The organism is Pseudomonas sp. RIT-PI-o (assembly GCF_001297215.1).
Classification (GTDB): Bacteria; Pseudomonadota; Gammaproteobacteria; order Pseudomonadales; family Pseudomonadaceae; genus Aquipseudomonas; species Aquipseudomonas moraviensis_A.
Genome location: NZ_LHPA01000041.1, coordinates 44,788 through 67,750, shown reverse-complemented (window position 1 = coordinate 67,750; position 22,963 = coordinate 44,788). Strand labels below are relative to the sequence as shown.

Genomic DNA, 22,963 nt, shown 5'->3' with positions numbered 1-22,963 from the left:
AAATCGCTTGATGGTGCATGGCCTCCAGCTATCATCTGCGCGCCTGAAATCGCCTCGGTTCGTTTTCTTCAATTGCCTGGAAATCCTCGATGTCGTCGTATCACCAAAAAAGCTTTCTGATCGTCGATGATTTTTCCGATTTCCGCAGTTCCGTGCGTTCGATGTTGCGTGAGCTCGGTGTCAAGGATGTCGATACTGCCGACACCGGCGAGCAGGCGCTGAAGATGTGTTCGCAGAAGTCCTACGATTTCATTCTTCAGGACTTCCACCTCGGCGACGGCAAGAAGAACGGCCAGCAGGTGCTCGAAGACCTGATGTCGGAAAAGCTCATCAGCCACGAAGCGGTGTTCGTCATGGTCACTGCCGAGACCAGTCAGGCGATGGTGCTCAGTGCCCTGGAGCACGAGCCGGATGCCTACCTGACCAAGCCGTTCAACCGTTCCGGGCTGGCGCAGCGCCTTGAACGTCTGGAGCAACGCAAAACGTTGCTCAAACCGATTCTGCAGGCCCTCGATCGCGGTAAGCCGGTCGAGGTGCTCAATGCCTGTATTGCCCTGTGCAAACAGGACATCCGCTATTCGCCGCTGTGCCTGCGCTACCGTGCCGATGCGCTGCGCGACATGAATCAGAACGAAGCGCTGGAGCGACTCTACGACGGCATCATCGCCGACCGCCCGTTGCCTTGGGCCTTCGCCGGATTGGGCAAGTTGCTGTTCAAGCGCGGGCAGGTAACGCAGGCCAAAGAAGTTTATGAAAAAGCCCTGAAAGTCTTCCCGATGATGCCAGCGCTGTATGACGGCATGGCCGATGTGCTGGTGGCCGAAGGCGACAGCAAAGGCGCGCAGCGGGTGCTGGAAGAGGCGATTCGTTTGTCGCCGCTGGCGGTGCGTCGTCAGGCTCTGCTGGGCAAACTGGCGATGGCCAACGAGGATTTTGAAACCGCCTCGCGCGCTTATCGTCAGGCCGTGGCGCAGGGCGCGCAGTCGCGTTTCAAGGACCCGGAAAGCAACCTCGGTCTGGCGCACGCGCTGATCAGCAAGGGCAGTGATCGCGGCCTCGACACGCGCACGCGGCTGGAAATCAACACGACGCTCAGCGCTGTGGCTAAAGAGAACCCGAGCGATCCCGGCCTGCAAATTCGTGCGCGGCTGATGAAGGCCACCAGCCTGTTGCTCAACGACGCCGAAACCGCAGACAAACTTACCGAACAAGCATTGATGCGCCTCGATGGTATGGAGCAATTCATGAGTCCCGAGGCGGCGTTGCTGGTGGCCAAGCAGTTGCAGATGCTCGGTCAGGCCGAGGCGGGCACTTCGATGCTCAAGAGCTGCGCGGAAATCTACGGCGATGACCCGGCGGTGATGAAAGACATTGCCAAGCTCACCGACGATCCGACCATCCTCAGCTCGAGTAACGCTGCGGCCGATCTCAACCGTCAGGGCGTGCGCGTGTACAAGACCGGCAATCTGGTCGAGGCCCGCGAGGTGTTCCGCAAGGCGCTCAAGTTGCAACCGAAAAACATCAGTATTGCGCTGAACCTGGCCCAGTCGCTGCTGCACGGCACCGACACCAGTGTGCCGTCGGCGGAGCTGGAAGAATGTCGGGCCTGCCTGAAACTGGTTGGCCTGATGCCCGACACCGACGCGCGGTTTGCGCGTTATCAGAAGCTGAAAAGCAAGGCGTTTGGCGAATGAACCCAATTGATCCGGCGCTGGATTTTTCCACGGTGATTGCCTCCACCGTCCATGACATGAAGAACTCCCTGGCGATGTTGATGCAGGCGCACAGCCAGTGGCTCGCACGTTTGCCGAAAGAGCTGCGCGACGGCTCGGAGCAGGGCGTGATCGATTTCGAGTTCGCCCACCTCAACGGCATGCTCGTGCAGTTGCTCGGGCTGTACAAACTCGGCGTCAACCAGTTGCCATTGCAGCCGGCCTATCACGAACTCGACGACTTCATCGAAGCGCAACTGGCCGCGCACCAAGAGGTGTTCGCCAGTCGCGGCATCATCGCCACCTACGAAGTCGATCCGCTGAGCCCGCTGGGTTTCTTCGATCGCGAGCTGATCGCCTCGGTGCTCGGCAACTGCATCAACAATGCCATCCGTTACGCCCGCGAGTCGCTGTTGATCACCGTCAGCGACGAAGCCGGGCAATTGGTGTTGAGTATCAACGACGATGGCGACGGCTACCCGGCGCAGATGCTCGAGCGCCAGGCCGATTATGTGCAGGGCATCAATCACAGCAGCGGCAGCACCGGCCTGGGTCTGTATTTCGCCAATCGCATCGCGGCGCTGCATCAGCGCAATGGTGTCGAAGGGCGCACAGAAATCAGCAATGGCGGGCCGTTGGGTGGCGGGGTGTTCAGCCTCTACTTGCCCTGACATGACCTGTAGGAGCTGACGAGTGCAACGAGGCTGCGATCTTTTGACTTTGTTTTTTTGAGATCAAAAGATCGCAGCCTCGTTGCACTCGTCAGCTCCTACGCAAGATCCGGGATTTTTGTGAGCGCTGCTTGATATTCCGAACAGGCGCAGCCTATTTTGTCCGGGTCGCCGTTCGCGGCTCGCACAATAACAAGGATTGCGTCATGACAACCGATGGCCAGGGTTCACTCGCGCAGCGATTGACCGGCATTGATGAGATTGAATGTGTCACCCCGGATCTGAACGGTGTGCCACGGGGCAAGGTGATGACCGCCGAGGGTTTCCTCGAAGGGCGGCGTTTGCAGCTGGCGCGGGGTGTGCTGCTGCAATGCATCATGGGCGGTTATCCGCCGGCGCGGTTTTACGGCAGCGATGACGGCGATCTGGCGCTGGTCGCCGATCCGGCGCAGATTCATCGTTTGCCCTGGAGCGACGAGCCCCGCGCCATGGCGATTTGCGACGCCGACGAACTGAGCGGGGAGAGCTCCAGCCTCTCGACCCGCGGCCAGCTCAAAGCGGTCATTGCCCGTTATGCCGCGCACGGTCTGGCGCCGGTGGTGGCGACCGAGCTGGAATTCTTTGTCTTCGCACCGAATACCGATCCGACCCAGCCGTTCCGTCCGCCGGTAGGCCTCGATGGCCGTCGCGAAGATGGCCAGTCGGCCTTCAGCGTCAGCTCCAATAATGGTCTGCGGCCATTCTTCAGCGAAGTGTATAAATGCATGGCGGCCCTCGGCCTGCCACGCGACACCTTCATGCATGAGATGGGCGTCAGCCAGTTCGAAATCAACCTCCTGCACGGCGATCCGCTGCTGCTGGCCGATCAGACGTTCCTGTTCAAGCACCTGCTCAAGGAACTCGCGCTCAAGCATGGCCTGAGCGTGGTGTGCATGGCCAAGCCGCTGGCGCACACGCCGGGCAGTTCGATGCACATTCACCAGAGCATCGTCGAAATCGGCAGCGGCAAGAATGTCTTCACCGACTCGAACGGCGAGCCGACGGCGATGTTCCGTCACTTCATCGGTGGGCAGCAGGCCGGCCTTGCCGATTTCACCGCACTGTTCGCGCCCAACGTGAATTCCTATCAGCGCCTGTGTCATCCGTACGCGTCGCCGAACAATGCCTGTTGGTCCCATGACAATCGCGCAGCCGGCTTGCGTATTCCCGCCAGCTCGCCGGCCGCACGTCGGGTCGAAAATCGTCTGCCGGGCGCCGACGCGAATCCGTATCTGGCAATCGCCGCCAGCCTGGCCGCGGGTTTGCACGGCATCGAACAGGAGCTGGAGCCGAGCGCGGCGATTCAGGGCGAATTCGCCGTGCCGGATAACCTCGCCTTGCCATGTACCTTGCACGCCGCGCTTGAACGTCTGAAACGTAGCCAGTTGGCCAGGGAACTGTTCGGAGCGGAGTTCATCGAAGGCTACATCGCTTCGAAGACCATGGAGTTGACCAGCTTCTTTGATGAAATCACTCCCTGGGAGCGCCGTGTGCTGGCCGCCCAGGCCTGACGTTTCGCCGCCACCGGGCTATCGTTGCGATAGCCCGGTACTTACTGCAAGGAGCCGCTCGGAACGCCGATGCGCCAAATCTGGAAATCCTTTCGAGCGCTGTATTTCGCCTCGCTGATGATGTTGATCGGCTCAGGCCTTCTCTCTACTTATCTGGCTTTGCGTCTGGCCGCCGACAATGTCGACGGTCTGTGGGTCGGTGCGCTGATGGCGGCCAACTATTTCGGTCTGGTGCTGGGCGGCAAGATCGGCCATCGCCTGATCGCCCGGGTCGGGCATATCCGTGCGTACTCGGCGTGTGCCGGGATCGTCGGCGCGGCGGTGCTCGGCCATGGCCTGGTAGATTGGCTGCCGGCGTGGATAGTGCTGCGGACGATCGTCGGTCTGGGCATGATGTGTCAGTACATGGTCATCGAGAGCTGGCTCAACGAACAGGCCGACGCCAATCAGCGCGGGCTGGTGTTCAGCGGTTACATGATCGCGTCGTATCTGGGCCTGGTGCTCGGCCAACTGATTCTGGTCATGCACCCTGGCCTAGGCCTGGAACTGCTGATGCTGGTGGCGCTGTGCTTTGCCCTGTGTCTGGTACCGGTGACCCTGACCCAGCGGATCCACCCGGCGCCGCTGCATCCGGCGCCGATGGAGCCGCGCTTCTTTATCAAACGCGTGCCGCAATCGCTGAGTACAGTGCTCGGTGCGGGTCTGATCATCGGTTCATTTTATGGTCTTGCGCCGCTGTACGCCTCGCAACAGGGGCTGACGACCGAGCAGGTCGGTCTGTTCATGGGTAGCTGCATCTTTGCCGGTTTGCTGGTGCAGTGGCCGTTGGGCTGGTTGTCCGACCGCTACGACCGCGCGCTGCTGATTCGCTGCTTTGCCGGGTTTCTCGCGGTGGCGGCATTGCCATTGGCGATCTTGCCGCAGGTGCCGCTGGAGGTGCTGTTCGTGGTCGGCTTCTTCTGTTCGCTGGTGCAGTTCTGCCTGTATCCGCTGGCGGTGGCGTTCTCCAACGACCACGTCGAAGGCGATCGCCGCGTGTCACTGACCGCCATGCTGCTGGTGACCTATGGCGTCGGCGCGAGCATCGGGCCGCTGCTTGCCGGTGTGCTGATGAAGTTTCTCGGCAGCCAGAGCCTGTATGCCTTCTTCAGCTTCTTTGCGCTGGTGCTGGTCTGGCGGATTCGCCCGAAAGCGGTCACCAATCTGCATCAGGTCGACGACGCGCCGCTGCATCACGTGGCAATGCCGGACAGCATGTCGAGCTCGCCACTGGTGGCGGCACTTGACCCGCGTGTCGATGAGCAGGTGGTGCAGGAGCAGATGGTCCAGGATCCGGCGCCGGCCTCTTCTGAGCCGGAACCGGTCGCCCAGCCGGAGGCAGGCGTCGAAACCGATTCCGCCGATGAACATGACACACCTGCGGCGGATATCAGCGGCGGCAGACCCTGAGATATCACGCGCTTACTGTGGCGAGGGAGCTTGCTTGCGCTGAGGCGCGAGGCGGCCCTTTCTTTGTTTAAAAGCTGGGCCTGTTGCGCAGTCCAGCGGAAGCAAGCTCCCTCGCCACAGAAGCTTTGAAGGCATAAAAAAAGGGCAGTCCTGTGCGGGACTGCCCTTTTTATTTGTCGCTGCGACTCAGAGGTCGTCTTTGTCGAAACGTCTTGCTTCACGCTGCAACTGGTAGACAAAACGTTCGACGTTACGTGCAGCCTGACCACTGATGTTGTGGAAGCGCAGACCGGCGAAGGTGATGTTGAGTTTTTCTTCGAAGTGCAGATAGCGCAGCTCGACCGACGTTGGCTGGTTGCCGAACAGCGGCGGGGCGATCAGGCGATCGTATACCTGGCCCAGTTGCAGACGGTCAGTGATGTCGCCTTCGAAGCGGAACTTGCAACCGGTGGCGGAGATATCCAGCAGCTTGCCGTGCAGCGGCGACTTGAGCTTTTCACCACCCAGTTCAACGCTGACCAGGTCAGTGAGTTTCAACGCAGCGCGGAAGGCGTTGCGGCGCTGGTGATAGACCACTTCGCTCGGCAGGTCGCCGGTGTAGAAACGGTCGCCGTCGGATTCTTCGATGTTCAGCGTGCCGTTGCATTCCCAGGCGATGCGTACGCCGTCATGAAAGCCTTCGACCTTGAAGGGTTCGCCAGCCTGCAGGAAACGCTCGCCATCGCGGGGGATCATTTCGTCCAGCGCAATCGTCGCGGTTTCACGGTCGACCTTGATCAGGTAACTCTGGAAGCGCTGGCTGCGTTCATGGAAGGTGATGATCAGCGGGTCATGGCTGTCTTGCAGCTGGCGCAGGTTGCTGGAGATTTCCAGTGGCGTGGGGAGCACCTTCGGGGGCTGCGGGGCATCATCCGCGCTTAGGGTGTTGGACACGGTTCTTCAATCTCCAGACAAAATAAGACTACGACTGGCCAGTATTTTGCCAGCATGTTGCGCGAGTGGATAGTGCAGGGCCACCGAATGGCTCATGCCTGGCTGAGCGTTCGCGGCTTGACCGGTTTGGCAAAGGTCCCGCTGGCGTCGTAAAGCGCTGGCGGCTCACCGCCGGTGAGGATCTTCAGCTGATTGGCCGTGGTCGCCTGCTGGATCTGGATTGACCGGCCGTTCTTGATGTTGGCGTCCTGACATTGTGCGATCAGCGCGGTCAGGGCATCGCCCTGGGCCAGCAACTGGTCGCCAATGCTCGACTGGCTGGCCAGTTGCTCAAGGCCGCTGCGGTCGGTCGGCAGATTGAGGCTGGCGAGGATTTCGCTGCGCTTGCGGCCATGCTGTTCAAGCAAAATGATCAACGCCTGCTTGGTTGCCAGAATTTCTTCCAGCAGCGGCATGTCACGACCGTGCAAAGCGAGGGATTCGGTTTGCAATAACTCCAGCAATTGTTGCGCTGGAGCAAAGTCGTCGTTGATCAGTTGCAATAAGTTAGTGTCGTGCATGGCTGGCCTTGGGGTTTAAGCGTCCAAAAGCCTGGCGCCGGCAAAAGCCTAGCGCTGGGCTTCGAAGTTGAGCAGTTTGCTGGCTACACGGTTGCTGTCGACTTTATAGCTGCCATCGGCAATCGCGGCTTTCAACTCGGCCACGCGGGCTTTGTCGACAGCAGGTTGATCGCGCAGCTTGTCAGTGACCTTCTGCAACTGTTGAGCCTCATTGCTGAGGTGTACCGATTCCCCGCTTTTGGCGGCACTGGCCGGTTCGGCCTGGGTATTCAGCGGCGCGGAAGGGCTGTTTTCAGCGCTTTCCTTGGCGTTGCTGGTACGTGTACTGCCGGTAAGTGACGAGGAACTGTTCAATCGGTTGAAATCGATAACCATGATAAAAAACCTCTGGGAATTTGGACGCTTGCCATGTTTTCGGCTATCCCCTGAAAAACTTTAGGCCCAATCAACCATAAGCTTGCATGCGCCGTTGCGAGACCTGCTGCGGCACAGTTTAGGGAAGCGACGGGATCGGCGCCAGTTTTCTCCACAGGGCTTTTACATGGCCACTTCGACCTGTCCCGGCGCAATCACCTGCGCCTTGATAACTCTTTGAGAATTAAGGTTTTTTACTCGAATCTGTTCTTTCATGCCGCCATTGGAGAGGGCTTCCCCCGGCATGCGTACGGCAAGGGTGCCGCTACGCGCAGTGATCACCACCTGATCGCCCTTGCGCACCACTTCGGCCTGTTCCAGATGCACCAGTGTGATGACCTGATCGGCGACCGTTGGTCGGGTCAGTTTCTGCCCGATCGCTTCATCGACCGAGGTCAGGAAACCCTGGTTGATCGTGCTGACATCGCGCTCGCGCAACGTCACGTCCTGCGGCTCGATGATGCCGGCGCGTTTCAGCGGACGAGTGGTCGTGACGATCTCGCGAAACAGGCGGACTTGAGCGGGTACGAACACCGTCCAGGGCGAGCTGCCTTCGCATCGGACCTTCACCGTAACGCGGCCCAGCGGGCGGGCCGGGCTCTCCAGAGTGGCTGTCAATTCCTTGTCGCACATGGGCATGCGCATACGCGGGTCGAGCTGGTTGACTTCGATTTCGTAGCGGCCTTCGGTTTGACTGGAAGCCAAATAGTCTTCTACGGTGAATTCAAGAAAGCCCTGAGTCACGCCGATAAGCATATCAGGCAAGGTAACCGCATCAGCATTGGCAGGACTGCCGGCAAGCAAGCAGCAAACGGCGGACACCGCGCAAAGCCCTTTGCGAAGGGAAGATGTCAGGCGTCGGGAAAATGTCGTTTGAGCGTTCATACGAGTTAAAAAGCAAGCGCCGTGCCGTTTAGCAATGAATGTGCGTCGCAACAACACTTGGCGTTGATGTAGGAGTCTGGGCATGGCTGGTGTAATGGATTCGGTGAACCAGCGCACGCAACTGGTAGGGCAGAATCGCCTCGAGCTGCTGTTGTTCCGTCTTGACGGGCCGCAGCTCTACGGGATCAACGTGTTCAAGGTACGGGAAGTGTTGCAGTGCCCGTCACTGACCTTGATGCCCAAATCCAGTCCTGTCGTGTGCGGGGTAGCGAATATACGGGGAGCGACCATTCCGATCCTGGATCTGGCAATGGCAACGGGCTCCGGTGCGTTGAAAGACAAGAACAGTCCGTTCGTGATCATCACGGAGTACAACACCAAGACCCAGGGTTTCCTGGTCCGCTCGGTGGAGCGCATCGTCAACATGAACTGGGAAGAGATCCATCCGCCGCCCAAGGGCACCGGTCGCGATCACTACCTGACCGCTGTGACTCGGGTCGACAACCAGTTAGTCGAAATCATCGACGTCGAGAAGGTGCTGGCCGAAGTAGCGCCGACGCCGGAAGCGATTTCGGTGGGCGTGGTCGATGTCGAGACGCAGACCAAAGCGCTGTCGCTGCGGGTGCTGACGGTCGATGACTCGTCGGTGGCGCGCAAGCAGGTCACGCGTTGTCTGCAGACCATCGGTGTCGAAGTGGTGGCGCTGAACGACGGGAAGCAGGCGCTGGATTACCTGCGCAAGCTGGTCGACGAGGGCAAGAAGCCGGAAGAAGAGTTCCTGATGATGATTTCCGACATCGAGATGCCGGAGATGGACGGGTACACCCTGACGGCGGAAATCCGCGGCGACGCGCGCATGCAAAAGCTCCATATCATCCTGCATACTTCGTTGTCGGGGGTATTCAACCAGGCGATGGTCAAGAAAGTCGGTGCTGATGACTTTCTGGCCAAATTCCGTCCTGATGACCTCGCGTCCCGGGTAGTCGACCGGATCAAAGCAGCAGATATCAGCTAAGGGCCTTCTGCCCCTGGCGTTCAACACGATTTAAGAGGCGGCATCATTGTCTACGGGTAATTTGGATTTCGAACAGTTCCGGGTCTTCCTGGAAAAAGCCTGTGGCATTCTGCTCGGTGAAAACAAGCAGTATCTGGTCTCGAGCCGTCTCAACAAACTGATGGAGCAGCAAGGCATCAAGTCTTTGGGTGAGCTGGTTCAGCGCATCCAGACCCAGCCGCGCAGCGGTTTGCGCGAGCAGGTGGTCGATGCCATGACGACCAACGAAACCCTGTGGTTTCGTGACACCTATCCGTTTGAAGTCTTGAAGAACAAGGTACTGCCGGAAGCGATCAAGGCCAGCCCCAACCAGCGTCTGCGGATCTGGTCGGCGGCCTGCTCGTCGGGTCAGGAACCGTACTCGCTGTCGATGTCGATCGACGAGTTCGAGCGCAGCAACCTGGGCCAGTTGAAGATGGGCGTGCAGATCGTTGCTACTGACCTGTCGGGACTGATGCTCAACAATTGCAAGACCGGCGAGTACGACAGCCTGGCGATCGGTCGCGGACTGTCGCCGGAACGCCTGCAACGCTATTTCGACCCGAAAGGGCCGGGGCGCTGGGTGGTCAAGGCGCCGATCAAGAGCCGGGTGGAATTCCGCTCGTTCAACCTGCTCGACAGCTACGCAGCGCTGGGCAAGTTCGACATCGTGTTCTGCCGCAATGTGTTGATCTACTTTTCTGCCGAAGTGAAGAAAGACATCCTGTTGCGCATTCACAGCACGTTGAAGCCGGGCGGGTATCTGTTCCTTGGCGCGTCTGAGGCGCTGAACGGTTTGCCGGATCATTACCAGATGGTTCAGTGCAGCCCGGGGATTATCTACAAGGCGAAATAACCGGTTCGCGGCAATACAAAAACGGGAGGCCCTCAAGGTCTCCCGTTTTTTATGCCTGAATGTTCTCTGCGAAACTCCATGGCTCCTCTGTAGGAGTGAGCCTGCTCGCGATAGCGGTCTACCAGATGCCACATAAGTGACTGATACACCGCAATCGCGAGCAGGCTCACTCCTACAATGGATCTGCGGCGTCAGGGAGAGGGACGGCAAGCGGCAGAAAAGCGGCATCCAGCGGAAACCGGTTGCCGCTTTTCTGGCATTGCCGCTTTGCCTGTTCGGCGCAAAGCCCCGGAATACGGGGGTTCTTCCATTTGGCACGGCGCTTGCTAAAGCTCAGTCACGAAAAACCGGTCACCTGAAGGTTCCCGACATGAGCATCAGCTTCGACAAAGCGCTGGGCATTCACGAAAAGGCATTGGGCTTCCGCGCCCAGCGTGCTGAAGTGCTGGCCAACAACATCGCCAACGCCGACACCCCGAACTACAAGGCGCGGGATCTGGATTTCTCCAAAGTGCTCGAAGCACAGACCGAGAAGACCAAGACCGGCGGCCACTTTGCCCTGAACATGACCAACAGCCGCCACATCGAGGCTGAAGGGTTGGGCAACGGCGACGAGTCGCTGATGTATCGCACGCCGATGCAGCCTTCCATCGACCAGAACACCGTCGACGCTCAACTGGAACAGTCGAACTACGCGGAAAACGCGGTCGGCTTCCAGGCCAGCTTCACCTTGCTCAACAGCAAATTCAAAGGGCTGGTGTCAGCCCTGCGCGGAGAATAATCCATGTCCCTGTCCAGCGTTTTCAACATTGCCGGCAGCGGCATGAGCGCGCAGACCACGCGTCTGAACACCGTGGCGTCGAACATCGCCAACGCCGAAACCGTTTCGTCGAGCATCGACCAGACCTACCGCGCCCGTCACCCGGTGTTCGCCACCATGTTCCAGGGCGGCCAGGCCGGCGGCAGCGATTCGCTGTTCCAGAACCAGGACGCAGCCGGGCAGGGCGTGCAGGTGCTTGGCGTGGTCGAAGACCAGAGCAACCTCGAAGCGCGCTACGAGCCGAACCATCCGGCCGCTGACGCCAAGGGCTATGTCTATTACCCGAACGTCAACGTGGTGGAAGAAATGGCTGACATGATTTCCGCGAGTCGGTCGTTCCAGACCAACGCCGAAATGATGAACACCGCCAAAACCATGATGCAGAAGATACTGACCCTCGGTCAGTAATAAGGGACGAATGCCATGAGCGTTACGGACACCACCAGCACCCTGAGCATGAAGGACATCCTGGCCAACTCGTCGAAGACGGCCAGCAGCACGACGCCGGGCGGCATCGCCTCGGCGACCAACAGTGCCACCGGCGGCCAGGCGCTGGGCAAGGATGCGTTCCTGCAATTGCTGGTCACCCAGCTGAAAAACCAGAACCCGCTCGACCCGCAGGACAACAGCGCTTTCGTGGCGCAACTGGCGCAGTTCAGCAGCCTTGAAGGCATCACCACGCTGAACTCCACCGTCAGTGGCCTTGCCGGCAACTACAACTCGTCGCAGGCGCTGCAGGCGTCGTCGCTGGTCGGTCGCAACGTGATCGTGCAGACCAACACCGCCCAGCTCGATGACCCGAGCAAAGGCCTGACCGGTTCGGTCACCGTGCCGTCGTCGATTGCCGGCGGCACCGTGACCATCACCGACAAGGACGGCAAAGCCGTGCGCACCATCGACCTCGGCAGCCGCGCCGCCGGCGATGCCAGCTTCACTTGGGACGGCAAGGACACTGCCGGCACCGTGGTTCCGGTCGGCACTTACACGTTCAAGGCCAACGCACCGATCAACGGCACCGCGACCGACCTGGCGACCTACCTGCCAGCGACGGTCAACAGCGTGACGATCAGCCAGACCGGTGGCGAGCTGATGCTCAACCTGGCCGGCAAGGGCACCGTTGCCCTGTCCAAAGTACAAACCATTGGTATATAGAGCCGACTAACCCGGCACGAAGGAGTGGAACATGTCTTTTAACATCGGCCTTAGCGGTCTCTATGCCGCCAACAAACAACTCGACGTGACCGGCAACAACATCGCCAACGTCGCCACCGCCGGTTTCAAATCCTCCCGCGCGGAATTCGAGGACGTGTATTCGTCGACCCGCCTGGGCAGCGGCAGCAAAGTCATCGGTAACGGCGTGCGCCTGGCCAACGTGTCCCAGCAGTTCACCCAGGGTGACATCAACAACACTGGCAACGTGCTGGACATGGGCATCAACGGTTCCGGCTTCTTCACCATGAGCAACAATGGCTCGATCTCGTATACCCGTGCCGGTACGTTCAAGGTCGACAACGCCGGTTACATCACCAACACCGACTACACCTCGCGTCTGCAGGGTTACGGTGTGGATGCCAACGGCAAGATCATCAACGGCGTGTTGACCGATCTGAAGATCGACACCTCGAACCTGGCGCCGAAGTCGTCTTCTTCGGTGACCTCGAGCATCAACCTCAATTCGTCTTCGCCAGTGATCGTTGATACCGGCGCCAGCGCCGTCAAATTCGACCCGTCGAAGCCTGAGACTTACACCAAGTCCTTCAGCACGCCGATCTATGACACTCAGGGTAACTCCCACGTCATGGATCAGTACATGGTCAAGACTGGCGAGAATACCTGGAAGGTTTACACCCTGGTTGATGGACGCAACCCGGATGCCACCGGTAGCGATCCAACCAACGCCGCCACGCCTCCGGTTGCTTCGACATTGACGTTCGACAGTTCCGGCAAATTGCTTCAGGTGAGTACACCGAGTACTTTGCCGCCGCCGGCGCCAAATCCGCTCATCAGCAGCGACTTGACGTTGAGTAACTGGAAACCAGGCACCGTGACCAACGGTGTTTTTACGCCTAACGGCGCGGCAGCAAATCCGGCTGGCGTGACCATTTCGATGGCCAAGACCACCCAGTACAACGCTGATACTTCGCGCACGATCCCGACTCAGGATGGCTACGCCACTGGACAGATCACCAACCTGACCATCGACGGTACAGGTACGCTGTTCGCCAACTTCAGCAACAACCAGAGCAAGGCGATTGGTCAGGTTGCACTGGCCAGCTTCACCAACGAGCAGGGCTTGCAGGCTGTCGGTGGTACTAGCTGGAAAGAGACTTTCGCTTCGGGTATTCCGGGCTACGACGCGCCGAAGACCGGTACGTTGGGTGAGGTGGTGTCCAACTCGCTGGAAGAGTCGAACGTTAACCTGACCAACGAGCTGGTTGATCTGATCAAGGGCCAGAGCAACTATCAGGCGAACGCCAAGACCATTTCGACGCAGAGCACGATTATGCAGACCATTATTCAGATGACCTGATTTGGGTTACTGACTGGTTTTTTTGGGCCCCTCGGTTTTGAGGGGCTTTTTTTTTGGCCTTGGCGGCCTTTGGGCCGACCAAGCTGCTTGGGGTTTTGGGTGAATATCCATTTTTGCGGTGCTGCGGCTGGCGGTTCCGCTCTTACAGCGGGTCACTTTTGCAGACGCCCAAAAGTAACCAAAACGCTTTGCTCCTGCGTTCGGCCCTCGCAGGCTCGGGTTCCTTCGCTGCGGGATCGATCCGGGCGCAGCGGCTCCGGTTTGCTTCGCTGCACCTCCTTCCGCTGTGTCTGGCTGCGCCAGACGGTCGCTGCGCTCCCACACCCGGATCAATCCCTCCACTCAGCCTTCCGACGTCGCCCGTAGATCAAAAGCACTCGAGCTTGCGCTCATTGTTGAGTGGTGCGGCTTCGCCGCGGGCAGCTGCGCTGTTTTGCTTTTCTGTAGGAGTGAGCCTGCTCGCGAAGGCGGCCTGCCAGACGGCCTGTTTTTGAGGGTGTATCCAATCCAACTGTAGGAGCTGCCGAAGGCTGCGATCTTTTGATCTGGCTTTTGCTTTGGCTTTTGATCTTTTGCCCCTTCGGCAGGCTTCGTTACGGGATCGATCCTGGCGTGGGAGCGCAGCGACCGTACGACGCAGTCGTACACAGCGAGTGTAGGTGCAGCGAAGCCAACCGGAGCCGCTGCGCCCGGATCGGTCCCGTAACGAAGGTACCCCGAGCCCCAGCGAGCGGGCCGTACGTCGGGGCAAAGCCTTTTGGGTTACCTTTTCGGCGTTTGGAAAAGGTGACTCGCTGTAAGAGCGAAACCATAAGAAGCCGTTACCGCAGCAACGGATATTCACCCAAACCCAAACCCAAACCCCAAAAAACAAAACCCCCGACAAACAAGAAGTCTGTCGGGGGTTTCTTTTGCCTGAAGATCCCAAGCGTCTCGCAACGCCTGGGATCAGCTCAGCTTATTGGCAAGCTTCGCAATCCGGCTCGTCAATCGCGCAAGCCTTTGGCACTGGCGCCGGACCTGCCGGAGCGGCCAGGACCGAATCGTCGCCATGGTTGCCGCCGCTGGAAACAGCGTTCAGCTTGCCGGTGTTGATGGTCGACTTCTCGGTGCTGGTCGCGGCCAGGGCACGGAGGTAGTAAGTGGTTTTCAGACCACGGTACCAGGCCATGCGGTAGGTCACGTCGAGCTTCTTGCCCGATGCGCCGGCGATGTACAGGTTCAGCGACTGGGCCTGGTCGATCCACTTCTGACGACGGCTGGCGGCGTCAACGATCCACTTGGTGTCCACTTCGAACGCGGTCGCGTAGAGCTCTTTGAGTTCTTGCGGGATGCGCTCGATCTGCTGCACCGAACCGTCGTAGTACTTCAGGTCGTTGATCATCACCGAGTCCCACAGACCGCGAGCTTTCAGGTCGCGAACCAGGTACGGGTTGATCACGGTGAATTCGCCCGACAGGTTCGATTTCACGTAGAGGTTCTGGTAGGTCGGTTCGATCGACTGCGAGACGCCAGTGATGTTGGCGATGGTCGCGGTCGGGGCGATGGCCATGATGTTCGAGTTACGGATACCTTTCTGTACACGGGCGCGAACCGGTGCCCAGTCCAGGGTTTCCTTCAGGTCGACGTCGATGTACTTCTCGCCGCGCTGCTCGATCAGGATCTGTTGCGAATCCAGCGGCAGGATGCCCTTGGACCACAGCGAACCGTTGAACGTCTCGTAGGCGCCGCGCTCGTCGGCCAGGTCGCAGGAGGCCTGGATCGCATAGTAGCTGACCGCTTCCATCGACTTGTCGGCGAACTCGACGGCAGCGTCGGAGCCGTAGGCGATGTGCTGCAGGTACAGAGCGTCCTGGAAGCCCATGATGCCCAGACCGACCGGACGGTGGCGGAAGTTGGAGTTCTTCGCTTGCGGCACCGAGTAGTAGTTGATGTCGATCACGTTATCGAGCATGCGCACGGCGGTGTTCACGGTGCGTTGCAGCTTGGCGGTATCGAGCTTGCCGTCGACGATGTGGTTCGGCAGGTTGATCGAGCCCAGGTTGCAAACGGCGATCTCGTCCTTGTTGGTGTTCAAGGTGATCTCTGTGCACAGGTTCGAGCTGTGGACCACGCCGACGTGTTGCTGCGGGCTGCGCAGGTTGCACGGGTCCTTGAACGTCAGCCATGGGTGGCCGGTTTCGAACAGCATGGACAGCATCTTGCGCCACAGGTCTTTGGCCTGGATGGTCTTGAACAGCTTGACCTTGCCCGGGTACTCGGTCAGCGCTTCGTAGTACTCGTAGCGCTCTTCGAAGGCTTTACCGGTCAGGTCGTGCAGGTCCGGTACTTCGGATGGCGAGAACAGGGTCCACTTGCCGTCATCGAAGACACGCTTCATGAACAGGTCAGGGATCCAGTTGGCGGTGTTCATGTCGTGGGTGCGACGACGATCATCACCGGTGTTCTTGCGCAGCTCGATGAACTCTTCGATGTCCATGTGCCAGGTTTCCAGGTAGGCACACACAGCGCCTTTGCGCTTGCCACCCTGGTTCACGGCCACAGCGGTGTCGTTCACCACTTTGAGGAACGGCACCACGCCTTGCGACTTGCCGTTGGTGCCCTTGATGTACGAACCCAGTGCACGCACTGGCGTCCAGTCGTTGCCCAGGCCGCCGGCAAACTTCGACAGCATGGCATTGTCGTGGATCGCGTGATAGATGCCCGACAGGTCATCCGGCACGGTGGTCAGGTAGCAGCTCGACAGCTGTGGACGCAGGGTGCCGGCGTTGAACAGGGTCGGGGTCGAAGCCATGTAGTCGAACGAGGACAGCAGGTTGTAGAACTCGATCGCACGGTCTTCTTTCTGCTTCTCTTCGATCGCAAGACCCATGGCCACGCGCATGAAGAAGATCTGCGGCAGTTCGAAACGCACGCCATCCTTGTGGATGAAGTAACGGTCGTACAGGGTCTGCAGGCCCAAGTAGGTGAATTGCTGATCGCGTTCGTGGTTGATCGCCTTGCCCAGTTTTTCCAGGTCGAAGGTGGCCAGCACAGGGTTCAGCAGTTCGAATTCGATACCTTTGGCGATGTAGGCCGGCAGTGCCTTGGCGTACAGGTCGGCCATTTCGTGATGGGTGGCGCTTTCGGCGACTTCGAGGAAGTTCAGGCCTTCGGCACGCAGGGTGTCCATCAGCAGGCGGGCGGTGACGAACGAGTAGTTCGGCTCGCGCTCGACCAGGGTACGGGCGGTCATTACCAGGGCGGTGTTGACGTCGGTCAGGGCCACGCCGTCGTACAGGTTCTTCAGGGTTTCGCGCTGGATCAGGTCGCCGTCGACTTCTTCCAGACCTTCGCAGGCCTCGGTGACGATGGTGTTCAGGCGGCCCATGTCCAGCGGCGCGAGGCTGCCGTCGGCGCGGGTGATGCGGATCGACGGGTGTGCATTGACGGCTGCTTCGGCCGGGGCGTGGGCAGCGCGCTCTTTCGAACGGCCGTCACGGTAGATCACGTAGTCACGCGCGACTTTCTGCTCGCCGGCGCGCATCAGGGCCAGTTCGACCTGGTCCTGGATTTCTTCGATGTGGATGGTGCCACCCGATGGCATGCGACGCTTGAAAGTCGCGGTGACCTGCTCGGTCAGGCGTGCAACGGTATCGTGGATTCGCGACGAAGCGGCAGCGGTGCCGCCCTCAACTGCGAGAAACGCTTTGGTGATAGCGACGGTGATCTTGTCATCGGTGTAAGGAACGACAGTGCCATTACGCTTGATCACGCGCAGCTGGCCAGGCGCGGTGGCTGCCAGATCCGAAGTCGAATCGGCGGCCTGCGGCAAGGTGCCCTGCGGGTTCTCGCGAGTTGTGTCGGTTTGCATGGGGGGTGGTCTCCACATTCTCTATGTTTGTTTGGCACCGTCATGGTGCTCACCGTTCTGTACCGAAGCACTGCAACCGACGGGCGTCGGCATTACAAACTTCGGAACAGTAGGAAAAAGGCTGCAACGCCGCATCCTTGCCGAAGTTTTGGTCGTGAGCCGAAGCTCGCTACCGGATTCCTTCGCGGGTGACAGTCATGACTGCAACACCCATACCGTTTTGTCCGTTTCGGACCAAATAAAACGGTGCCATCCGCCAGTGCGGTTCGGACTTGAAAAAACTCGTTCGTTCTACCGGAAACTGGCCATAAAGCACTTGAGTTTCAGGTCTGAAATGTGGTTGGGCGATTTGGACGAAAACCCCATATGTAGGGTCTGCGTTTTCGCGGTGCTACAAGATAATGCGTTTCAGGGGAGGATTGCAACGTACTACCTGTGGATAAGCCTGTGCGTAATTTGTGTAAGAAACAGGGAAAACGCGTGTAGGCCGCGAACCTGCTGAGCCAGACCGTTTGTCACTGTTTTTTTGCCTGGAAAAACGCTTCAGCGGTTTTTTAAGGGCGCGAACCCTACCACAGAATTCCGCCTTGTCCGAACGCATTTACCGACTTGTTTTCCGGGTGATCGGCGTTTATACAATCGCTGGGTGCACGGGCATTTTTATCCTCCCGAAACATGACAAATGAACGGGAGCAGGGACCGCGTTCATTCAGCACAGCCTTCTCATATCAATAAAAACAGCAAGCAGAGGTCACCGGTGGAGCAACAAACCTGGCAGGTATTGATCGTCGAGGATGACCAGCGACTGGCCGAGCTGACCCGCGATTACCTGCAAGCCAATGGCCTGCGCGTGGAGATCGAAGGCAACGGTGCGTTGGCGGCGGCGCGGATCATCAAGGAGCAACCGGATCTGGTGATCCTCGACCTGATGCTGCCCGGCGAGGATGGCCTGAGCATTTGCCGCAAGGTGCGCGACCGGTACGACGGGCCGATCCTGATGCTCACCGCGCGCACCGACGACGCCGATCAGATCCACGGCCTCGACCTCGGTGCCGACGATTACGTGTGCAAACCGGTGCGCCCGCGCTTGTTGCTGGCGCGCATCCAGGCGTTGCTGCGACGCAGTGACACACCCGAGCCGGTCGCGGAAAAATCCCGTCGTCTGCAATTCGGTCCACTGGTGGTCGACAACGCGTTGCGCGAAGCCTGGCTGAGCGACAACGGCATCGAGTTGACCAGCGCCGAGTTCGACCTGCTCTGGCTGCTGGTCTCCAACGCCGGGCGGATTCTTTCGCGCGAAGAAATCTTCACTGCCCTGCGCGGCATCGGCTACGACGGCCAGGATCGCTCGATCGATGTGCGCATCTCGCGCATCCGCCCGAAAATCGGCGACGACCCCGACCATCCGCGCCTGATCAAGACCATCCGCAGCAAAGGCTACCTGTTCGTTCCTGAAGCCTGCGCAGACCTGGCTCTGTGAATTCGATTTTCCTGCGCATCTATGGCGGCATGTGCGCCGCGCTGATTCTGGTGGCGGTGCTTGGCGTGCTGGCGCTGAACCTGCTCAATCAGGTGCGCAGCGAGCAATACCGCGAGCGCCTGGCCCACGGCACGTTCTCGCTGATGGCCGATAATCTGCAACCAATGAACCAGACCGAGCGCCATCGCGCGCTGCTGGTGTGGGAGCGGCTGCTCGGTATTCCGCTGACGCTGAAGAAATTCGCCGAAACCGACCTCGATCTGGCCCAGCGCACCCGCGTGCTGCGCGGTCAGGCGCTGGTCGAGCAGACCGGGCCGCACGCGGCCAAGGTCTATCGGCTGATCAGTGAAAAAGAGCAGCTTGTACTGGTAGGAGAGGTGCAGCAGATCAGCGAGCAACTGGCTCGGGCGACTATTTACCTGCTCGCCGATGAACTGGTGCGGGTGCCGGTCGGCGAACAGCCCAGACGTCTTGCGCAGATAAAGCAGGAAAAGGGTTTCGGCTTCGATCTGCGTCTGGTCACGGTGAATGACGCCGACATGGACGAAGACCAGAGTCGCCGGGTGGCCGAGGGCGACACGGTGATGGCGCTGGGCAAGGGCGGTGATTCGATTCGCGTGTTTGCCGGCATGGTCGGTACGCCGTGGGTGCTGGAAATCGGCCCGCTGTATCAAATGAATCCGTACCCGCCGGAATGGCTGGTGCTGATTGCCGCGCTGGGGCTGACGCTGATCGGCCTCATCGTTTATCTGCTGGTGCGTCAGCTCGAGCGGCGTTTGCGTGGTCTCGAAGCGGCGGCCACGCGCATTGCCAAGGGCAGTCTGGAAACCCGCGTGCCGGCGCGTGGCGCCGACTCGGGCGGGCGTCTGGCATCGGCGTTCAATGGCATGGCTGAGCACCTGCAACAACTGCTGGCGATCCAGCGTGAACTGGTGCGCGCGGTCTCCCATGAACTGCGCACGCCAGTGGCGCGGCTGCGTTTCGGTCTGGAAATGATCGGCACGGCGACCACCCCGCAAGCGCTGGAGAAATACCGCGAAGGCATGGATCACGACATCGAGGACCTCGATAAGCTGGTCGACGAAATGCTCACCTACGCGCGACTGGAACAGGGCTCGCCAGCGCTGACTTTCCAGCGCATCGATCTGGATGCGCTGGTCAATCAGGTGATCGAGGAGCTGGCGCCGCTACGCGCCGAGGTCACGGTGCAGCGCGGTTTGTGCCTGTCATCCGCCGACAACGACGGCGCGTGGGTCGAGGCCGAGCCGCGTTATCTGCATCGGGCGCTGCAGAACCTGGTGGGCAACGCGATGCGCCATGCCCATTCACAGGTGACGGTGAGTTATCAGGTCGGCCAGTTGCGCTGTCGCATCGACGTCGAGGACGACGGACCGGGCGTGCCGGAAGTGGCGTGGGAGCGGATCTTCACGCCGTTCCTGCGCCTGGACGACAGCCGCACGCGGGCGTCGGGCGGGCATGGCCTAGGGTTGTCGATCGTGCGGCGGATCATTCACTGGCACGACGGCCGGGCGATCATTGGCAAGAGCAAGAGTCTGGGCGGGGCGTGTTTCAGTCTGAGTTGGCCGAGGAATCAGGAGCGCCGGTAGGTTGTGTGGTGGCAGGGCTGGCCTCATCGCGAGCAGGCTCACTCCTACATTTGGAATGCGTTCACCCTGTAGGAGTGAGCCTGCTCGCGATAGCGCCAGTGCCGACAATGCAAATCTTCAGGCCTGAATGCTGACCAGACTCAACAATTGCCCATCCTGCACCCCGAACTGCGCCTCCAGCTCCGAACCGTTGCGCCATTCGCTCGACAGATCCGTCAATAACCGCAGCCTGACCTGACCCGCCTCAGTCCATTCCAGCACTTCGGCGTGCTCGAAATAGAAGCGCTGCTGGACGATCGGGTACAGCGCCTTGAACAGACTCTCCTTGACCGAAAACGTCAAGGTCACCAGCAGCGCCAGTTGATCCTGCGGCCCAGCCGCCATGCGCTGCATTTCCGCCGGGGTGAGGATTTCCCCGGCCAGACGTTCGGCGCGCTCATGGCTCAGCAGGTTTTCCAGATCCATGCCCAAGCCGCGCCAGTGCCGCTTGTTGGCGACAATCGCTGCGGCGCGGCCGGTGCTGTGGGTGATCGAGCCGCAGATATGCGCTGGCCACACCGGCGCGCGGTCCTCGCCGATCGGCGGGATGACGTTCAAACCTTCGAGTTGTTGCAGCGCGGCACGGGCGCAGATTCGCCCGGCGAGAAACTCGGCCTGACGCTTGGCCACTGAACGCTGAATGCTCGGCGGCGCGATGACAGCGCTGCGCTGAAAGTCATCGCCAAGCAACTGCGCCGGGTTGAAGTGGGTACTGAGCAGCACGGTGTCGGCCAACACCGTCGGCAACGGCCAGTGGTTGTCGAGCGCGGTGCAGCAGGCGGGCAGGGCGGGGATGGTATGCATGGCGGGCATTTTGCCGGTTAGCTTCGAGGCTGAACAGTAGGCCCTGTTTTTGTGGCGAGGGAGCTTGCTCCCGCTGGGGCGCGAAGCGCCCCCCCAAAAACCTGCTGATATCTGTCAGCGAGAAGGTCGCCAGCAGGTTTGGCGACGACTGCGTCGCCGAGCGGGAGCAAGCTCCCTCGCCACACAGGCGCGTTAGCCGAAAATCTTCTTGAAGAACGCCTGCATGTCCGCCCAGGATTTTTCATCCGCCGCCTTGTTGTACCCGATGTCCGGCCCACCATGCTCGCCATGACTCAAGCGGTCCGCATCCGGATTGCTGAAGCCGTGCTTGGCGCCATCCAGGCTGACGAACTGGTAGTCCGCCCCGGCCTTGTCCATCTCCGCCTTGAACGCAGTGACGTTGTCCTGCGTGACCATGCTGTCCAGCGCACCATGCTCGACCAGGATTTTCGCCTTCACGCTGCCCGGGGTCGCCGGGGTCTTGGTCGCCAGCGCGCCATGGAAACTCACCACACCGGCCAGCGGCACACCCTGACGCGCTGCATTCAGCACCACGCCGCCGCCGAAGCAGTAGCCGATGGCGGCAATCCTGTTCGGGTCGGTCTGCTTTTGCTGCTTCAGCAGATCGAGACCGGCGGCGAAGCGTTTACTGGCGGCATCGGCATCCTTGGTCGCTGCCTGCATGAAGGCCATGGCATCTTTCGGGTGCTCGGTGTTTTTGCCATCGCCGTACATGTCGATGGCCAGTGCGCTGTAGCCGAGTTCGGCGAGATCCCGTGCGCGGCGTTTGGCGTAATCGTTCAGCCCCCACCATTCGTGGACCACGACAACGCCGGGGCGTGGGCCTTTGATCGCGTCGTCATAGGCGTAGTAACCGATCAGTTTGCTGCCGTCGGCGCTTTGATAAGGAATTTCTTCAGTCTTGATCGCAGCCTGGGTGAAGCTGCTGACCGCCAGCAAAGCAAGGGCGAGGAACAGGCGCATGGTCGGGTCTCCTTATGGAAAGTGGTCAGAACAGCCTAGTCGATCTGGTTCAGGTCAGGTTCAGAGACGGTTCAGGGGCCGTACAGGGGCGGCTCAGTAACCTTGCGCCATACCCAAACAGCACTGTGAAAGAGGAAATACCCATGACTCGTATCAACAAACTGCTGCTGGCTTTTACCCTGTTAGGCTCCAGCATCGCGGCCAACGCCGACGACACCAGCAACTTCGCCGGCCTGACGTTCGGCCAGACCAGCGACAAGATCGACAAGTCCCACGCACTGAACAATAACCTCGGCCACCCCAACGCCACCGGAGCCATCGACGGCAACAACACCTACGGCATGCGCCTCGGTCAGCAAAACAGCCAGGGCCGCTACTACGCCACCTACGACAACGTTTCCGGCTCGCACAATGGCGTTAAACTGCGCCAGGAAAACCTGCTCGGCAGCTATGACCTGTTCTACCCGGTGGGCGGCAGCACCAAGTTGTTCGGCGGCGCCACGGCCGGTCTGACCAAACTGACTCAGGATTCGCCAGGCTTCAGCCGTGACAGCGACATCGGTTACGCCATCGGTGGCCAGGTCGGTGTCTTGCAGCAAGTTTCACAGAACACCTCGGTGGAACTCGGTTACCGTTACCTGCGCAGCAACGCCAGCACCGAAATGAAAGAGAGCGGCGGCAGCAAACAGGGCTCGCTGGACTTGACCAGCAGCGCGCAGACCTACCTGTCGGCCAACTACTATTTCTAAGCAGTTGCCGCCGATTGAATAGTGGGAGCGAGCC

General features: G+C 59.9%; 20 protein-coding genes. 13 read left to right on the top strand and 7 right to left on the bottom strand.

The features are described from left to right. Positions 1-89 precede the first annotated feature (89 nt). The 4 genes from AEQ63_RS22620 (at position 90) to AEQ63_RS22605 (ending at position 5,382) form a co-directional block, all read left to right on the top strand. Entirely contained in the window at positions 90-1,694 is a 1,605-nt protein-coding gene (locus AEQ63_RS22620) for a tetratricopeptide repeat-containing response regulator (protein WP_042607193.1), read from the top strand. Next, a complete protein-coding gene (locus tag AEQ63_RS22615) occupies positions 1,691-2,383 on the top strand; it encodes a sensor histidine kinase (protein ID WP_039757863.1) in 693 nt (230 codons plus the stop codon). The genes AEQ63_RS22620 and AEQ63_RS22615 overlap by 4 nt, the downstream gene beginning before the upstream one ends. A 308-nt stretch (positions 2,384-2,691) precedes the next feature. Next, positions 2,692-3,933, top strand: a complete 1,242-nt coding sequence (locus tag AEQ63_RS22610; RefSeq protein ID WP_177330616.1) for a glutamine synthetase family protein — start codon at positions 2,692-2,694, stop codon at positions 3,931-3,933. Between the two features lie 69 nt (positions 3,934-4,002). Continuing rightward, complete coding sequence (locus AEQ63_RS22605) at positions 4,003-5,382, top strand: MFS transporter (RefSeq protein WP_064364860.1); 1,380 nt, start codon at positions 4,003-4,005, stop codon at positions 5,380-5,382. Between the two features lie 186 nt (positions 5,383-5,568). Here the strand turns inward: AEQ63_RS22605 and AEQ63_RS22600 are convergent, their stop codons facing one another. From AEQ63_RS22600 to flgA, 4 genes are all read right to left on the bottom strand, one after another. Then, positions 5,569-6,315: a flagellar brake protein gene (locus tag AEQ63_RS22600; protein WP_064364857.1), complete on the bottom strand. Its 747-nt coding sequence runs from the start codon at positions 6,313-6,315 to the stop codon at positions 5,569-5,571. 92 nt (positions 6,316-6,407) lie between these two features. Beyond that, on the bottom strand, positions 6,408-6,875 hold the full coding sequence (locus tag AEQ63_RS22595; protein ID WP_064364856.1) for a flagella synthesis protein FlgN: 468 nt from the start codon (positions 6,873-6,875) through the stop codon (positions 6,408-6,410). A gap of 48 nt (positions 6,876-6,923) precedes the next feature. Beyond that, a complete protein-coding gene (gene flgM / locus AEQ63_RS22590; RefSeq protein WP_042607188.1) occupies positions 6,924-7,250 on the bottom strand; it encodes a flagellar biosynthesis anti-sigma factor FlgM in 327 nt (108 codons plus the stop codon). A gap of 162 nt (positions 7,251-7,412) precedes the next feature. Further along, entirely contained in the window at positions 7,413-8,174 is a 762-nt protein-coding gene (flgA, locus tag AEQ63_RS22585) for a flagellar basal body P-ring formation chaperone FlgA (RefSeq protein WP_080902460.1), read from the bottom strand. 82 nt (positions 8,175-8,256) lie between these two features. Here flgA and AEQ63_RS22580 point away from each other — a divergent pair, with 82 nt between their 5' ends. From AEQ63_RS22580 to flgE, 6 genes are all read left to right on the top strand, one after another. Then, positions 8,257-9,189, top strand: coding sequence for a chemotaxis protein CheV (locus tag AEQ63_RS22580; protein WP_016773611.1), 933 nt, complete (start codon positions 8,257-8,259; stop codon positions 9,187-9,189). Positions 9,190-9,235: 46 nt separating this feature from the next. After that, complete coding sequence (cheR, locus tag AEQ63_RS22575; RefSeq protein WP_016773612.1) at positions 9,236-10,063, top strand: protein-glutamate O-methyltransferase CheR; 828 nt, start codon at positions 9,236-9,238, stop codon at positions 10,061-10,063. Between the two features lie 370 nt (positions 10,064-10,433). Further along, a complete protein-coding gene (gene flgB, locus AEQ63_RS22570; protein ID WP_016773613.1) occupies positions 10,434-10,844 on the top strand; it encodes a flagellar basal body rod protein FlgB in 411 nt (136 codons plus the stop codon). A gap of 3 nt (positions 10,845-10,847) precedes the next feature. Continuing rightward, a complete protein-coding gene (flgC, locus tag AEQ63_RS22565; protein ID WP_064364853.1) occupies positions 10,848-11,291 on the top strand; it encodes a flagellar basal body rod protein FlgC in 444 nt (147 codons plus the stop codon). A gap of 15 nt (positions 11,292-11,306) precedes the next feature. Then, the gene (flgD, locus tag AEQ63_RS22560) at positions 11,307-12,035 is read left to right on the top strand and encodes a flagellar hook assembly protein FlgD (protein ID WP_042607185.1); all 729 of its coding nucleotides are present in this window, start codon (positions 11,307-11,309) and stop codon (positions 12,033-12,035) included. A gap of 31 nt (positions 12,036-12,066) precedes the next feature. Further along, positions 12,067-13,413 carry a flagellar hook protein FlgE gene (gene flgE, locus AEQ63_RS22555; RefSeq protein ID WP_042607184.1) on the top strand — a complete coding sequence of 449 codons (1,347 nt, stop codon included), beginning with the start codon at positions 12,067-12,069 and terminating at the stop codon, positions 13,411-13,413. A gap of 958 nt (positions 13,414-14,371) precedes the next feature. Here the strand turns inward: flgE and AEQ63_RS22550 are convergent. Then, complete coding sequence (locus tag AEQ63_RS22550; protein ID WP_024013986.1) at positions 14,372-17,266, bottom strand: ribonucleoside-diphosphate reductase subunit alpha; 2,895 nt, start codon at positions 17,264-17,266, stop codon at positions 14,372-14,374. 757 nt (positions 17,267-18,023) lie between these two features. On the opposite strand from AEQ63_RS22550, the gene AEQ63_RS22545 reads away from it, so the two are divergent. Next, the gene (locus AEQ63_RS22545; RefSeq protein WP_042607182.1) at positions 18,024-18,746 is read left to right on the top strand and encodes a response regulator; all 723 of its coding nucleotides are present in this window, start codon (positions 18,024-18,026) and stop codon (positions 18,744-18,746) included. Next, positions 18,743-20,353, top strand: a complete 1,611-nt coding sequence (locus tag AEQ63_RS22540) for an ATP-binding protein (RefSeq protein ID WP_064364851.1) — start codon at positions 18,743-18,745, stop codon at positions 20,351-20,353. The genes AEQ63_RS22545 and AEQ63_RS22540 overlap by 4 nt, the downstream gene beginning before the upstream one ends. A 117-nt stretch (positions 20,354-20,470) precedes the next feature. Here the strand turns inward: AEQ63_RS22540 and AEQ63_RS22535 are convergent, their stop codons facing one another. After that, positions 20,471-21,196, bottom strand: coding sequence for a 4'-phosphopantetheinyl transferase family protein (locus AEQ63_RS22535; RefSeq protein ID WP_064364849.1), 726 nt, complete (start codon positions 21,194-21,196; stop codon positions 20,471-20,473). A gap of 192 nt (positions 21,197-21,388) precedes the next feature. Then, the gene (locus tag AEQ63_RS22530) at positions 21,389-22,180 is read right to left on the bottom strand and encodes a dienelactone hydrolase family protein (protein ID WP_064364848.1); all 792 of its coding nucleotides are present in this window, start codon (positions 22,178-22,180) and stop codon (positions 21,389-21,391) included. A gap of 143 nt (positions 22,181-22,323) precedes the next feature. Here AEQ63_RS22530 and AEQ63_RS22525 point away from each other — a divergent pair, with 143 nt between their 5' ends. After that, positions 22,324-22,929, top strand: coding sequence for a membrane protein (locus tag AEQ63_RS22525; protein WP_039757849.1), 606 nt, complete (start codon positions 22,324-22,326; stop codon positions 22,927-22,929). Positions 22,930-22,963: the final 34 nt, after the last annotated feature.

What these genes read in the sequence shown, in the direction of transcription:
- AEQ63_RS22620 (WP_042607193.1), top strand. Translation starts at nt 90, where the DNA reads ATGTCGTCGTATCACCAAAAAAGCTTTCTGATCGTCGATGATTTTTCC.
- AEQ63_RS22615 (WP_039757863.1), top strand. Translation starts at nt 1,691, where the DNA reads ATGAACCCAATTGATCCGGCGCTGGATTTTTCCACGGTGATTGCCTCC.
- AEQ63_RS22610 (WP_177330616.1), top strand. Translation starts at nt 2,692, where the DNA reads ATGACCGCCGAGGGTTTCCTCGAAGGGCGGCGTTTGCAGCTGGCGCGG.
- AEQ63_RS22605 (WP_064364860.1), top strand. Translation starts at nt 4,003, where the DNA reads ATGCGCCAAATCTGGAAATCCTTTCGAGCGCTGTATTTCGCCTCGCTG.
- AEQ63_RS22595 (WP_064364856.1), bottom strand. Translation starts at nt 6,875, where the DNA reads ATGCACGACACTAACTTATTGCAACTGATCAACGACGACTTTGCTCCA.
- flgM (WP_042607188.1), bottom strand. Translation starts at nt 7,250, where the DNA reads ATGGTTATCGATTTCAACCGATTGAACAGTTCCTCGTCACTTACCGGC.
- flgA (WP_080902460.1), bottom strand. Translation starts at nt 8,174, where the DNA reads ATGAACGCTCAAACGACATTTTCCCGACGCCTGACATCTTCCCTTCGC.
- AEQ63_RS22580 (WP_016773611.1), top strand. Translation starts at nt 8,257, where the DNA reads ATGGCTGGTGTAATGGATTCGGTGAACCAGCGCACGCAACTGGTAGGG.
- flgB (WP_016773613.1), top strand. Translation starts at nt 10,434, where the DNA reads ATGAGCATCAGCTTCGACAAAGCGCTGGGCATTCACGAAAAGGCATTG.
- flgC (WP_064364853.1), top strand. Translation starts at nt 10,848, where the DNA reads ATGTCCCTGTCCAGCGTTTTCAACATTGCCGGCAGCGGCATGAGCGCG.
- flgD (WP_042607185.1), top strand. Translation starts at nt 11,307, where the DNA reads ATGAGCGTTACGGACACCACCAGCACCCTGAGCATGAAGGACATCCTG.
- flgE (WP_042607184.1), top strand. Translation starts at nt 12,067, where the DNA reads ATGTCTTTTAACATCGGCCTTAGCGGTCTCTATGCCGCCAACAAACAA.
- AEQ63_RS22550 (WP_024013986.1), bottom strand. Translation starts at nt 17,266, where the DNA reads ATGCAAACCGACACAACTCGCGAGAACCCGCAGGGCACCTTGCCGCAG.
- AEQ63_RS22535 (WP_064364849.1), bottom strand. Translation starts at nt 21,196, where the DNA reads ATGCATACCATCCCCGCCCTGCCCGCCTGCTGCACCGCGCTCGACAAC.
- AEQ63_RS22530 (WP_064364848.1), bottom strand. Translation starts at nt 22,180, where the DNA reads ATGCGCCTGTTCCTCGCCCTTGCTTTGCTGGCGGTCAGCAGCTTCACC.
- AEQ63_RS22525 (WP_039757849.1), top strand. Translation starts at nt 22,324, where the DNA reads ATGACTCGTATCAACAAACTGCTGCTGGCTTTTACCCTGTTAGGCTCC.